At 66.5% G+C, this 12,573-nt stretch carries 12 protein-coding genes; 6 read left to right on the forward strand and 6 right to left on the reverse strand.

The window, feature by feature from the left end:
* Nucleotides 1–197: 197 nt before the first annotated feature.
* Both ACFU4Z_RS03225 and ACFU4Z_RS03230 read right to left on the reverse strand, forming a co-directional pair.
* Nucleotides 198–536, reverse strand: a complete 339-nt coding sequence (locus tag ACFU4Z_RS03225) for a hypothetical protein (RefSeq protein WP_379059360.1) — start codon at nt 534–536, stop codon at nt 198–200.
* Nucleotides 537–663: 127 nt separating this feature from the next.
* Nucleotides 664–3,036 carry a flippase-like domain-containing protein gene (locus ACFU4Z_RS03230; RefSeq protein ID WP_379059361.1) on the reverse strand — a complete coding sequence of 791 codons (2,373 nt, stop codon included), beginning with the start codon at nt 3,034–3,036 and terminating at the stop codon, nt 664–666.
* Between the two features lie 270 nt (nt 3,037–3,306).
* Between ACFU4Z_RS03230 and ACFU4Z_RS03235 the strand changes: the two genes are divergently transcribed.
* Both ACFU4Z_RS03235 and ACFU4Z_RS03240 read left to right on the forward strand, forming a co-directional pair.
* Nucleotides 3,307–4,206 carry a polysaccharide deacetylase family protein gene (locus ACFU4Z_RS03235; protein WP_379059362.1) on the forward strand — a complete coding sequence of 300 codons (900 nt, stop codon included), beginning with the start codon at nt 3,307–3,309 and terminating at the stop codon, nt 4,204–4,206.
* 52 nt (nt 4,207–4,258) lie between these two features.
* A complete protein-coding gene (locus ACFU4Z_RS03240) occupies nt 4,259–5,122 on the forward strand; it encodes an SDR family NAD(P)-dependent oxidoreductase (protein WP_379059364.1) in 864 nt (287 codons plus the stop codon).
* 15 nt (nt 5,123–5,137) lie between these two features.
* Here the strand turns inward: ACFU4Z_RS03240 and ACFU4Z_RS03245 are convergent, their stop codons facing one another.
* Both ACFU4Z_RS03245 and ACFU4Z_RS03250 read right to left on the reverse strand, forming a co-directional pair.
* Nucleotides 5,138–5,929: an SDR family NAD(P)-dependent oxidoreductase gene (locus tag ACFU4Z_RS03245; protein WP_379059365.1), complete on the reverse strand. Its 792-nt coding sequence runs from the start codon at nt 5,927–5,929 to the stop codon at nt 5,138–5,140.
* Nucleotides 5,916–6,707 (reverse strand): 2OG-Fe(II) oxygenase, encoded by a 792-nt coding sequence (locus ACFU4Z_RS03250; protein ID WP_379059366.1) that lies wholly within the window; start codon nt 6,705–6,707, stop codon nt 5,916–5,918. Before ACFU4Z_RS03250 ends, ACFU4Z_RS03245 begins: the two co-directional genes overlap by 14 nt.
* A 116-nt stretch (nt 6,708–6,823) precedes the next feature.
* Here ACFU4Z_RS03250 and ACFU4Z_RS03255 point away from each other — a divergent pair, with 116 nt between their 5' ends.
* Complete coding sequence (locus tag ACFU4Z_RS03255) at nt 6,824–7,396, forward strand: GDSL-type esterase/lipase family protein (protein ID WP_379059368.1); 573 nt, start codon at nt 6,824–6,826, stop codon at nt 7,394–7,396.
* A 172-nt stretch (nt 7,397–7,568) separates the two neighbouring features.
* On the opposite strand, the gene ACFU4Z_RS03260 is transcribed toward ACFU4Z_RS03255, so the two are convergent.
* On the reverse strand, nt 7,569–9,053 hold the full coding sequence (locus ACFU4Z_RS03260; protein WP_379059370.1) for an ABC1 kinase family protein: 1,485 nt from the start codon (nt 9,051–9,053) through the stop codon (nt 7,569–7,571).
* A 107-nt stretch (nt 9,054–9,160) separates the two neighbouring features.
* On the opposite strand from ACFU4Z_RS03260, the gene ACFU4Z_RS03265 reads away from it, so the two are divergent.
* Nucleotides 9,161–9,940 carry a FadR/GntR family transcriptional regulator gene (locus ACFU4Z_RS03265; RefSeq protein ID WP_379059372.1) on the forward strand — a complete coding sequence of 260 codons (780 nt, stop codon included), beginning with the start codon at nt 9,161–9,163 and terminating at the stop codon, nt 9,938–9,940.
* 59 nt (nt 9,941–9,999) lie between these two features.
* Nucleotides 10,000–10,971, forward strand: a complete 972-nt coding sequence (locus ACFU4Z_RS03270; protein WP_379059373.1) for an oxidoreductase — start codon at nt 10,000–10,002, stop codon at nt 10,969–10,971.
* A 36-nt stretch (nt 10,972–11,007) separates the two neighbouring features.
* Here the strand turns inward: ACFU4Z_RS03270 and ACFU4Z_RS03275 are convergent, their stop codons facing one another.
* Nucleotides 11,008–11,181, reverse strand: a complete 174-nt coding sequence (locus ACFU4Z_RS03275) for a hypothetical protein (RefSeq protein WP_379059374.1) — start codon at nt 11,179–11,181, stop codon at nt 11,008–11,010.
* Nucleotides 11,182–11,590: 409 nt separating this feature from the next.
* Here ACFU4Z_RS03275 and ACFU4Z_RS03280 point away from each other — a divergent pair, with 409 nt between their 5' ends.
* On the forward strand, nt 11,591–12,559 hold the full coding sequence (locus ACFU4Z_RS03280) for a DUF5996 family protein (protein WP_379059375.1): 969 nt from the start codon (nt 11,591–11,593) through the stop codon (nt 12,557–12,559).
* The last annotated feature ends 14 nt before the right edge of the window (nt 12,560–12,573 follow it).

Here is a 12,573-nt window from a genome sequence, read left to right on the forward strand (position 1 = left end):
CAGCCTAGCCCGGATCCCCGGTACGTGGCCAAGGTGGCAGCGGGTCCGATTCTCCTTCCGGTCCGCGTTACGGAAAGCCGTCACCAGCGACCATTAAGTCATTGGCCGCTGGTGACGACGCCGACCGCGCAGCGCCCGCTCATCCCCTCGGGTTTCCTGGATGCTGAGATCGGTCTGCTGCCGGGTGCAATGCCGGCTCAGCAGCCCCCGATTATTTCGACGCCCGAAACAGTGCCCGCTCCGTCTCCCGCTCCACCGATGTCTTCGGCGGTACCGGCGGGGATGCACCGTTCGATATCCGGGAACTGCCTGACGTGTACCAGCAATTTCTGGCCGCCACCGGTGCAGTTGTTCCACCTGGTGAAGTTATATCCACTGTAGTTGTACTCGGATTGTCCGCATGGCAGGTCGACCGCTTGGAAACCGGAATTAATTGACGGTCTGTAATTTTCGATCGGCGAGGCATTCGCGCCTGGTGCGAGTCCGATCATCAGACCTGCGGCAGCGGTAGCGCCGATTACGAGATTGCGGAGCATTTATTCCCCCTCTTCGAGATGAACTGTGAGACATGCTGTCGTGCAGTGCAATACGCTGATCAGGCTAGGCAGGATCGCCGGAAGCTGTCCACCGACTGCCATCTTTTTGGCAGTGCGGATCCATGATTCAGATCATGTCTTTCGCGGCCAGCCAGCGCATGGTAGGCCAGCCGCAGAACACCGGAAGCCAGCAGGTCAGGACGCGGTAGAGCAGCACAGAGGGAACCGCGATGCTCGCGGGCAGGCCGAATGCCTGGAGGCCGACGATCAGCGCGGCCTCCACCGCGCCGACGCCACCGGGAGTCGGCGCGGCAGAGGCGAGCGTGCCGCCGATCATCGTCACGATGGTGACTGCCACGAAGCTGGCGCCGCCGCCGAAGGCCTCGACGCTGGCCCACAGCGCTCCCGCCTGACCGAGCGTGATCGCGGCGGAGCCGAGAATGATCACCGAGAACCGCTTCGGGTCGCGAGCCAGGGCAGCGAGCTCGTCGAGCACCTCCAGCACTTGCGGGCGCGCCGAAGTATTGAGCCAGTGACGTAGTTTCGGCACGAACATGAAGGTGCCCGCGATGCCGATAGCGACGCCGGCGATCAGATACAGCACCGTGGCACTCGGCACGAAATGGGAGAGGTTCGCCGAGGTCCCGGCCGCGATACTGAAAACAGTGAGCAGGCTGATGTGGGTGATCACCTGCACCGCCTGCTGCAAAGCGACCGCGGCGGTGGCACGTACGGTGCCGAGTCCGCCCTTCTGCAGGAACCGCACGCTGAGCGCGAGACCGCCCACCCTGGCGGGCGTTGTCGTCGCGGCAAAGGTGTTGGCGATCTGCATGATCACCAGGTTGCGGAAGCTGACCAGCCGGGAGGCGCAGGCCCACAGGGCTCCCGCGGCACCGAGGTAGGTCAGGGTCGAGGTGGCCAACCCGAGCAGCGCCCACCACCAATTAGCCGTCGTCAGCTGCGTGAAGAACGTGGGTACCGCACTGATGAACGGGTAGGCGACGTACACCAGCGCGATCAGCAGCGCGAGTTGGATGATCTGGTTGCGGCTGAACCGGGTGATCTGCTCGGCCTCGATCTTGTCGTGCCCGGTTTGCTTGCGCACCTCGTCGCGCGCCGAGGACAAGGCCGCCTTCCAGTCCGGGACCGACTTCTTGATCCCGGATGGCATGGCGGACTTGGTCAATCGGCTGGCAGCGGTCACAACCTCGTGTTCGCCGAGGGTGTCGATGGCCGCCCGCACCGCGGGTTCTCTGCCGAAGACCGCTGTCGTCGATACCAGCAGTTGCGCGACATCGGATTGCCGCTGTTTCTCGGAGGCGCCATATTCGGCGTTGGCGAATCCGCTGAACAGCGCGCCGTCGTTGTCGATGCGGATCTCGGCGGGCCGCAGGTCGCCGTGCGAGATCTGGCCGCGATGCAGCGCGGCGAGCGAATTCCACACCGGCGTGAGCACATCGACGGAGAGTTCGGCGATCGGTGTGCCGCGAGGAACGGTGTGCGAGTACAACATCCAGCCACGGTCGAGTGCGGTCACAGCCACCGGCGTGACGGAGGACAATTCGAGGTCCCCCGCCGCGATCGCCATCAGTGCGCTATGTTCGACGGCCCGGTGCATCGATCCGTGCAATGCCGCGGTTTCGCTGGTGCGGAAGGTGAGCCAGCGCCACAGCTGGCGCAACGCCCCGAAGCTGCGCTGGTTTTTGCCGTACATCTCGACGATCAGTTCGCGCTCTGGGCCCTCGACTGCGGCGGCGAGCACCAGCGGACCCTGGCCGGCCGGGTGCACCACGGTGAACGCGGTGACCGTGTGCCCACGCCTGGCCAGTACCCGTGCCGCGGCCTCGAGCGGAACTTCCAGCGCGGGGGTGCCGACCACAAGCACGATCACCGCGCCGACCAGCCAGCCGACCGCAAGCCCGAACATCGCCCGTGCGGGCACCACGGTGCTGACCACGAGATGGATCGGCGCGAAGGCCAGCAGTAGGAACCACAACCAGCGCCGCGGCCGGGTCGGCAGCCAGGGACTGGATACGGTGAGTACCGCTGCCAGCATGGCGATCCAGCGCGGGTCGTCCAGGAACTGGGAGAGGAAGGTGTCGAGCCGGTCGGACACCTGGAGATGCCATCTCGGCGCCGACAGGCCGGTACCGGTGATCGAGAGCAGCAGTCCGGCGACGAGGCCCGCTGCGGCATAGCCTGCCAACAGCTTCCACTGCCTGCCGATGATCAACTCGATGAGGATCGCGAACGGCAGTGCCAGGATGGCCATGCCATAGACCAGGTACACCAGATTCGACTGGTCGGGGTTGAGGAACCCGACGATATTCGACACCGAACGTTCCAGGGCCAGCCATTCCGGCCGGGTGATCACCGAGGCGGCGACGACAACACCGACCCACAGTGTCGCGAGTACGACCCGGATGATGTCACTGGTGCGCCGGATCAGCGGTTGCAGCAAGCTGCCCGTGACCGGGATATCCCGCCCGTCGACTCGCATGCTCCGCTGGTCCGCCTCTCCGCGTCTTGTGCCGGTCGTGGGGTGCGCTCAACGTACCGTTGCGGGCCGGCGGTTAACGGCAAGCCGAGTTCTGGGCGTACCCGGTGAGTTACCGATTAACTTACGAGATCAGCTGTTGCGCTCGCCGCACGATACACACCAGTGCATTCCGGTTTTCGAGCTTGTCCGGGGCTGCCACCACATCGTGTGGGCGAGCTCACTTCATTTCCGGTTGAATCTCACATTGGTGTGAAGTTCGAGTATGGGCGCATGGACAACGAACTCTTCGACTACAGCCCGATCGTCGATCGTGCGCCGATCCACTGGCCCGACGATGCGCGCGTCGCCTTCTACGTCGGCCTGAATGTCGAGCACTACCAGGTCGATCGGCCTTCGACCAGCATCTTCGCCGGGACTGCCGGGCTGGCGCCCGACCCGCTGAACTACGGATGGCGCGACTATGGGCCGCGTGTGGGGTTCTGGCGTGTGCTCGAGATCCTCGACCGCCATCGAATCCGCGCCAGCGTGCTACTCAATTCCGATGTCGCCGAACATAATCCGCAGATCATCGAGGCTGGACGGGCCAGGGATTGGGCGTGGCTCGCACACGGTAAGAATAATTCGATCTTCCAGGCCGACATGTCGGTCGACGAGGAGCGCGCCTACCTGACCGATGTCGTGCAGACCATCGAAAAGGCCACGGGCCGCAGGCCGCAGGGCTGGATGGGGCCCGCGCTGACCCAGACCTTCCGCACTCCGCAGCTGCTCACCGAACTCGGGCTGAGCTACGCGCTGGACTGGACCAATGACGACCAGCCGTACCGAACGAAGGTGCCCGGCTTGGTGAACGTGCCGTATTCGGTGGAACTCAACGACATCAATCTGTTCGTCGGCAAGAGCACGACGGGGCCCGATTTCGTGCAGATCGTCACCGATCAGCTCGACCAGCTCTACGCCGACTCGGCGAACAGCGGCCGGGTGATGGCGTTGGCGTTGCATCCGTTCGTCATCGGCCAGGCGTTCCGCAGCAAGTACCTGGATCAGGCGCTCGAGTACGTGGTGAACCATCCTGGGGTGTGGCTGACCACCAGCGATGAGATCGCCGCGCACTATTCGAGCGCGTCGGGTCTTGCCGAATCCGCGCGATCCGAAGACGATCAGGTCGGTTAGACGGCAGCCGGACGCTCGTCCGGGCGCCGCACCCGACGCTCGGAGGGCAGCGATGGCAGGGCAGGAACAGGATCTAGCAGGTAAGACCGTGGTGGTGACGGGCGCGAGCTCCGGCATCGGCGCCGAGGCGGCCGCGAAGCTGGTGGCGCGCGGCGCCACCGTCGCGGTCGTCGGTCGCTCACCGGAGCGGACCGCCGAAGTGGCGCAGCGGGTCGGCGCGGAAGCGTTCCTCGCCGACTTCGCCAGGTTCGACGAGGTGCGCAAGCTCGCCGAGCAACTGCTCGACCGCTACGAACGCATCGATGTACTCGCCAACAATGCCGGCGGTGCCTGGGCGAAGCGGATTGTGACCGACGACGGCAACGAGCTGACCTTCCAGGTCAACCATCTGTCACCGTTCCTGCTGACCGCTCTGCTGCGCGAGCGCCTCGTGCAATCGCGGGCCCGGGTGATCAACACCGCGAGCACGACCTACCGGATGGCGAAGCTGAACCTCGACACCGTCAACGCCGCGACCGGCTCCTTCAACCAATTGAGCGCCTACGCCGCGTCGAAGCTCGCGAACATCCTGTTCACCAGGGAACTCGCCCGCCGCAGTGAGGGCACCGGCCTGGTCACCGCCGCCTTCCATCCCGGTGTGGTGGCGACCCACGTGTACGACAACGCGCCGTTCGGTCTCGGCGCGCTGATCCGTTCCCCGCTGTCGCGGCCCTTCTTCATCCGGCCGGACAAGGGCGCGGATCCCCTGGTGCGCTTGGCGACGGTCGCCGACGCCGAGTCGATCAACGGCAAGTACTTCCATCGCTTCAAAGAGGAAGCGCCGAGCAACAAGCAGGCGGTGGACCTGGACTTCGCGCAGCGGCTGTGGACGATGTCGGAGCAGATCACCGGCCTGGCGTCGAACTCGACCGAGTAACAGTCGAATCGGGCCTCAGCTCGGCCGGTCGCCTGCACGCGAGTGCCTGCCGCCGGCCGAGCTCTCGGGCCCGCCGCCGACCGCGAACACGCCGCCGGTCATGGCGCCCCTGTCGAGCTCGACGATCGATTGCACGACCTGCTCCGTCGGCACGGTCGAGGGAAAGCTGTTGGGCGCGATCGCATTCGCCCGGACGCCGAACTCGTCGAACTCGGCGGCGAGGTGGCGAGTCAGCTGATTGAGCGCGGCCTTGGATGCCGCGTAGAGCGCCTGCCCGCCTGGGAACACCTCGGATCCGGCGATGCTGGATACATTGACGATATTGCGGTTGCGCCTACGGTTCTCATCCCCGGCGTGCACCCAGGACCGCTGCGCCAATCGTGCCGACAAACGGAGCGGCACCCCGACATTGACCGCGAAATGCGGCTCGAATTCATCCAGCGCGGTCTCGCCGTCGACGACGCCGCGCGGCTGCCAGCTACTGTGGGCCGCATTGTTGACAAGCAGATCCACCCGCCCGAACCGCGCGAGCGCGAGGTCGACGACCCGCTCGACCTCACCCTTCTCGGTGAGATCGGCCCGGATCATGAAGATCCGCGAATCATTCTCCGGCACCGGAAGGTCCGGCGCGAACGGGTCGACGAACCATTCGTGCTGCGAGGGCGCGGCCGGAATCCGGTTGCGGCACACCGCGACGATGTCGTACTCGGTGTAGGCCGCTCGGCAGAAGGCATCGCCGAGCCTGCCGCCCGCGCCGGTGAGCAGGCAGACCCTGCGTTCCTCGCGTGCGAAATCACCACTGCGCAATGCGGTCTCCTCCCCACCGTCGCACGGCATCGCTCTTCGGCTGATGCAGCCACATCACCACGCTGTTGCGGGCGGCGGCATTGTTGCCGGCGAACGTATGCCACGACCGCGGCGTGCATTCGAAAAGCACCATGGAATTGTCCAGCGGCGCGACGGTCAGCGCGGGCACCGGGCTGCTGCCCGCGATGTGCTCGTACAACGCCGTCTCGCCGCCGTCGCCCGCTACCCACCCCGGATTGCCGAGGTAGAACAGCACCGCCACCGCGCGCACGGTTTCCCGGGCGGTGATCGACGCAGCCCTGGCTCCGGTCTTCAGGTCGACTGTGCTGTCGGGTGTCCGTATTTCGCCGGGTCCCGGCGCCGGGCCCGCGAACCAGGCCGGATTCAGGTCGTTGTGCGGCCACCCCGAGGGACTGCCTGCCGGGTGATGGTGCAGCGACCCCTCCACGTCTCCGGTCGTCGCGACGCCCGCGACCCCGGCGATCAGGTCGTGCCACTCTCGCGAAAGGAACAGCGCGAGCGGTCCATCGCGCAGTGTTGTCAGCGGCACTCCGCTCGCGCTGTATCCGTCGGTGACCTGCGCGAACGCCTCCGGCTGCTGCCGAAGCACCCGCTGGAATTCCTCGGTCAGCCGCTGGAAGAACTCGGGGACGAACACATCCCGCGCGTACACGTGCGGAAACGGTCCGGCGCGGCGAATCCAGCGCCGGTGAGCGAACAGCTCCACGAACCATGGCGGCGCCGTGGGCGCAGCGCGCAGAGCTTCCCCTGTCGACATCAATCCCTCCCTGATGAACCACCCGCGATCCTATTGCCTGCCCGTGCCCCGGTGCGCGCTGGTCGGCCGGGCGTTGGGAGGATCGCACCGTGCGTCGTGACCTTCGTGTGTGTTTCGTGGGTGATTCGTTCGTCGCCGGGGTCGGCGATCCACGGTGTCTGGGGTGGGCGGGCCGTCTCGCGACGCAGGCCTACACCGACGGGATCCCGATCGTCAGCTACAACCTGGGCGTCCGCGGGCAGACATCCACGGATGTCCGTGCCCGCTTTCTGGCCGAGTGCGTCCAGCGATTGCCGGAGGGCGCCGACGCCAGGATCGTGCTGTCCTTCGGCGTCAACGACACCATGCAGGTGGACGGGCAGTGCAGAGTGCGGTCGGACCAGTCCGCCGCCAACCTCGACGCCCTCCTACGGCAGGCCGCCGAGCACGGCTGGCCGGTGCTGATGGTCGCGCCGCCGCCGATCGACGATGCCGAACACAATGCCCGCACCGCCGCGCTCGACGAGCGATTCGCGGAAATCTGTGCGGCCGAGGGGATCCCGTATGTCCGGATCCATCAGCAGCTGCGCGAGAACGCGGTATGGATGCGTGAAGTCCGGGAGGGCGACGGCGCGCACCCGGGGGCGGCAGGCTATGACGAGCTGGCCGCATCGGTTGCTCCGCAGTGGCGGGAGTGGTTGTCCCGCTGAATGATCCGTCGGCCGGTCTCGATACGGGCCGGCCGGTTCGCCATGGTCGGGCGGGTGCGCGGGCTATGACGAATCGACCGGCGCCGCGGTACCACGATGACAACCCCGCTGTCTGAGACGTTGCGTGGTGAGGGTTCTCCGGCGGTAGCCGATCGAGCCTGGAGGTGCCGAGTCAGCCGACGGACCGACGCGGAACAGACGTGCCAGCGCGCTGCCTGCGCACCGTGGCCAGGTCCACCGGCAGCTCGTCGTCGGGCGCGGGCGGGACGAACGCTGCCAGCAACCCAGGCATCCAGCGTCCGACCTCGTCGCGGAAGGGCCCCTCGGTCCCGAGCTGGCACAGCACGCCGATCAACGTGAGCGCCGAACGCGCGAACGGCGTGAAATACGGCGGCATGGTCGTTTGCCGAACGCTGTTGGACAGCCGGGGATTCGTCACCCGCAGCACCTGCTTGCGCAGCCACGGGGTGGTCATTCGATAGGTCGAGTGTTTGAACGGTTCGGTGCACGGCACGACGAGGGCATAGAGGGCCTCGACGTCGAATTCGCGGTCGGCCTGGACGAATCCGTGGCGTCGGGCCGCCGCCTCCAACTCTGTCGGGCCGCCGTTGAACAGCGCGTGGCAGTAGTCCGACGCCAGTTCCTCGAAGCCGTCGGGCGGCCACGCCGAGCAGGCCCCGAAATCGACGACCCCGAGCCGGCCGTCGGGCAGTACGCGGAAATTTCCCGGGTGGGGATCGCCGTATAACAGGCCGGTGCGCAGCGCTCCGGAAGCCACGAATCGCACCATCAGCATGCCGACCCGGTCGCGCTCGGCCTGCGCGCCGGAGGCGATGACGCGCGGAACCGGAGTGCCGTCAAGCCATTCGGTGATGAGCACATCGCCGCATTGTTCGATCACCCGCGGAATGTAGATGTCCGGATCGTCGGCGTACTCCGCGGCGAAAACCCGCTGGTTCTCGGCCTCCGCCGCATAGTCGAGTTCCGCGCGGACGCAAGCGCAGATCGCCTCGGTCACCGCCTTGACGTCGGCACCCGGCAGGAAAACGCTTGCCAGAGTGGAGATTCGGCGCAACTGTTCCAGATCGTTCTCGATCGCCTGCCTGCCGCCTGGATACATCACCTTGACCGCGACCGGCCTGCCGTCGCGCCACACCGCGCGATGAACCTGGCCGAGCGATGCGGCGGCCGCGCGCCGGTCGTCGAATTCCCTGAAATACCACCGCCAGTTGTCGCCCATGCTCGCCGCCATCGCCGCGTGCACGCTCGACGGCAGCATCGCGGGCGCGGAATCCTGCAGCCTGCTCAAGGCGATGCGATACGGCTCGGCGATCTCCGGCGGCAGGGCCAACTCGTAGATCGCCAGCAGCTGGCCGAGTTTGGCGGCGCAACCCTTCAGCTCGCCGAGCACTTCGAAAATGTGCTGGGCCGTGCGTAACTGGATGTCCCGGTTCACTTCACTCGCCGGCCTGCCGAGCGCGCGCTTGCCGACGCCCGCGGCCTGCCTACCCGCGAAGGCCACCGGCAGCGTCGCGAGCTTCGCGCTGCGGACCGCCTTGCGAACTGGGGGTTTGCCATTCGACCCTGCCGCGAAGAGTCGTGTACGCCTACCGGCGGATTCGCCGTCCTGCGGACCGTTGCCTCGTCGAATGGTCATGACTCACCTCACACTGTGCGCAGATCAGTCTGACACACGTGCAGTCCGGCATAGGAGGGCTTAGACTGTCTGGGACGTATTGGAACCGAGTCGAAAGGTGGCATTCGATGGGATCCCAGACGGTAGTCGCCGACGTTGCCGATGAGCTGGCACGCCGGGTTGCCGCGGGGGAATATCAGCCAGGGGATTTGATGCCGTCGGTCCGTCAGGTCGCGGAGGAATTCGACATGAATCGCGCGACCGCGCAGCTGACGCTGGGTCGGCTGGAGTCGTACGGATTCGTCGAAGCGCGGCGTGGCAAGGGGTTCACCATCCGTGACGTCCGGGAGGCGGGCGGCATAGATGTGTACCGGCACTTGTTCCGCTTCTCCATCCCGATGCCCGATACCGCGATCGAAATGTTCCGCGACATCGTCGAGGTGGAGCGCGGGATCGTGATGGAGGCGCTGCTCGCCTACACCGGCAGCGAACAGGAGATCGAGCCGGCCGAATTGAAGGCCGATATCGACCGGCTGGAAGCGCTTGCCCGGCTGGAGGTTCCGGATTTCCGCCAGATTCTTGCGATCGAGGTCGCACTGGTGCGCAAGTTGCTGACGGCGCTCGGGTTGAGCATGCAGCGGGCCATTCTGAACTCCATCGGCGAGATGGTGCTCGAGGTGCCCGAGGCGATCGAGGCCTACTTCGCGGGTGCCGCGGACCTGCACGTGCTGGTCTGGCGGGCACTCGTCGCGGTGTGGGATTCCGGTTCGGGACCGTCGGAAGCGCAGCTCGCGCTGTTCGAGGATCTGTTCGGGATGTACCACGAAAAGGTGACCGCCAAGTTCGAGGAACTGCTCGACGGGGCGGACGCAGGGCATGCGGACGACGCGCACGCGGCGACGGCTTGACGCCCCGGCACGGCGAGAACCGTCCGGTCAACTGTCTGAGTCAGGATTGATCACCTGATATGTCGGCGTACAACACCATTCTCCCGCGCCGCTGGACCGTCGCCGATATCCCCGACCAGTCGGGAAAGACCGCCGTGGTCACCGGCGCCAACAGCGGTCTGGGCCTGCGCACCGCGGAAGCATTGGCGAGCAAGGGCGCCCGAGTCCTGCTGGCCTGTCGCAACCAGCAGAAGGCCGCGGCGGCGTTGGACGAAGTGACCGCGGTGGCCACCGGGCCGAAACCCGAAGTGCTGCCGCTGGATCTGGCCGATCTCGCCTCGGTGCGGCGCGCGGGCGCGCGGCTCGGCGACACGGTCGAACGGCTGGATCTGCTGGTGAACAACGCGGGGGTGATGGCGACGCCGCGCGGGCAGACGGCCGACGGCTTCGATGCCCAGTTCGGCACCAATCATCTCGGTCACTTCGCGCTCACGGCCGCCGTACTGCCCGCGCTGCTGCGGGCGCGGCGACCTCGGGTGGTGACCGTATCGTCGGTGGCCGCCTGGGGCGGTCTGATCAACTGGCTGGACCCGAACTGGCGGTGGTTCTACCTGCGCTGGCCCGCCTATAGCCAGTCGAAGCTGGCCAACCTGCTGTTCACCGCCGAACTCGATCGCCGGGCCCGCGTCGCGGGGACCGGGTTGCGCGCCGTGGCCGCGCACCCGGGCCTCTCGGCGACCCATCTCTACGACCTGAACGGCGAAAAGGGCGCTGCGGGCATGTTCGCCGCCATCCCGCAGGCCGTTCTGTTCGCAATCGCCCAGTCCGACCGGATGGGTGCGCTGCCGCAGCTGTACGCGGCCACCACCCCGGATCTGCCCGGAAACGCCTATGTGGGACCGAGATTCGAATTCGCGGGGTATCCACGGCGTGCACTGCGACACCCGATGGCATACAGCCGCTCGGCGGCGCGCAGGATGTGGCGACTGAGTGAAAAGCTGACCGGCGTGCACTACGACTGGGATTCGGCCGCGCGGGGGGCAGTCGAATAACGCGGCGCTAGTGCGCGATCGCAGCGCCGCCGGTGTTCACCGGTCCGCCACCGCGCCCGCGGCCAGCACGAGCGCGGTGATGATCATCAGGGCGAGAACGCCCAGTATCGCCAGATTTCTGCCGCGCGGCGCGACTGTGCTGTCCCGGTGCGGGCAGTCGTGCGAATCATGGCTTGCGCCTGCGCAATCGGGATTGGTGCACAAAGACATACCGACCTCTCAACGATTTTCAGTCTCGATCACTCGCCACCCGGCATGCAGGACGGCGGCTTCCAGTATGGGGATCATTGCGGCAGGCGCAGCAGTCAGGCTGTCCCGCCACCGGCCCTGACCGGTGCCGGTGACGGACCGTCGGCCCATCGGGGTCGCTCTGGCGGGTGGCGGCCGAGCGCGCGGTAGCGGACCGAGGCCCGCGCCGCCGTGACCGACGCGATCGTTGGCAAGCGGCAGGGCGCACAACCGGGTCGCTCCGGACGGCTTCGCCCCGCGGAGCAATTCACAGCGATTCGGCAAAGATCTGGATGCGGCATTTCGGCAGATCAGTGGCAATCACCCGGGTGATCTGGGATAAATGGCAATCTTCTGGCATCGCCACTCGATCGGTCGTACCGTTTTCGATATGGACGTTGTCGAGCCGCTGCCCGCACTGCCATTGGAATCCTGGCGCCCCACCAAGGAGACGCTGCACAGGTTCGCCCAGATCGTCGGCAAGGTCGCACTCGCCAAGGGCATCCGGCGCAACCACTGGTGGCATATGACCTACCGGCTCACTGCGCGCGGCTGGACCACAGTCCCGCTCGGTTCTGCCCGCAACGGGCCGGTATTCGCCTGCACCTTCGACTTTTTCGATCATGTGCTGCGGATAGCGACCGATCGTGGCATCGAGGTCGAGATCGAGTTGCCGATGCAGTCGGTCGCCACCTTCTACGGCGACGTCATGAATGGTCTGCGCGATCTCGGTATCGATGTCGTGCTGCCGCACCCGCATCCCTTCGATCTGCCGGACGCGGCGCGCCCGTTCGAGGACGACACCGACCACGCCGATTACGACCCGGAGTTGGCGCAGCGGGCATTTCGGGTGCACAGCCAGGTCGGGCGGATACTCGAGGAGTTCAGCGCCACCTTTTCCGGCAAGATCAGTCCGGTGCAATTGTTCTGGCACACTTTCGATCTCGCGGTGCAGCGATTCTCCGAGCGGCAGATCGATATGCCTGCGACGGTCGACTCGGTGACGCGCGAGGCGTACTCGCGCGAGGTCATCAGCGCTGGATTCTGGTTCGGTGACGACAAGATGCCCCAACCGACGTTCTATTCCTACACCGCACCCGAGCCCGCCGGGCTCACCGATCGCCTGCTGCCCGCGGGCGCACAGTGGGTGCCGTCCGGTTCGGGGCACGCCGCGTACTACCCCTACGACAAAGCCCGCCAGTCCCCGGATCCGGTCGGCGCCGCGCTCGAGTTCTTCCAGTCCGTCTACGCGGCCGGATCCGAACTCGCCGGATGGGATGCCGCCCAGCTGGCCTGCTGGGGCGGCATCACCGACCCGGTGCTCGAGTCGAAGCGCTCATGGCCGGAATGGCCGGAGTGATGGTCCTGCGGTGA

It is taken from the genome of Nocardia sp. NPDC057440, from assembly GCF_042802915.1.
Lineage (GTDB): Bacteria > Actinomycetota > Actinomycetes > Mycobacteriales > Mycobacteriaceae > Nocardia.

Coding starts and splice junctions, on each gene's coding strand:
- ACFU4Z_RS03270 (WP_379059373.1), top strand. CDS start 10,000: ATGTCGGCGTACAACACCATTCTCCCGCGCCGCTGGACCGTCGCCGAT.
- ACFU4Z_RS03240 (WP_379059364.1), top strand. CDS start 4,259: ATGGCAGGGCAGGAACAGGATCTAGCAGGTAAGACCGTGGTGGTGACG.
- ACFU4Z_RS03275 (WP_379059374.1), bottom strand. CDS start 11,181: ATGTCTTTGTGCACCAATCCCGATTGCGCAGGCGCAAGCCATGATTCG.
- ACFU4Z_RS03235 (WP_379059362.1), top strand. CDS start 3,307: ATGGACAACGAACTCTTCGACTACAGCCCGATCGTCGATCGTGCGCCG.
- ACFU4Z_RS03230 (WP_379059361.1), bottom strand. CDS start 3,036: ATGCGAGTCGACGGGCGGGATATCCCGGTCACGGGCAGCTTGCTGCAA.
- ACFU4Z_RS03265 (WP_379059372.1), top strand. CDS start 9,161: ATGGGATCCCAGACGGTAGTCGCCGACGTTGCCGATGAGCTGGCACGC.
- ACFU4Z_RS03225 (WP_379059360.1), bottom strand. CDS start 536: ATGCTCCGCAATCTCGTAATCGGCGCTACCGCTGCCGCAGGTCTGATG.
- ACFU4Z_RS03280 (WP_379059375.1), top strand. CDS start 11,591: ATGGACGTTGTCGAGCCGCTGCCCGCACTGCCATTGGAATCCTGGCGC.
- ACFU4Z_RS03250 (WP_379059366.1), bottom strand. CDS start 6,707: ATGTCGACAGGGGAAGCTCTGCGCGCTGCGCCCACGGCGCCGCCATGG.
- ACFU4Z_RS03260 (WP_379059370.1), bottom strand. CDS start 9,053: ATGACCATTCGACGAGGCAACGGTCCGCAGGACGGCGAATCCGCCGGT.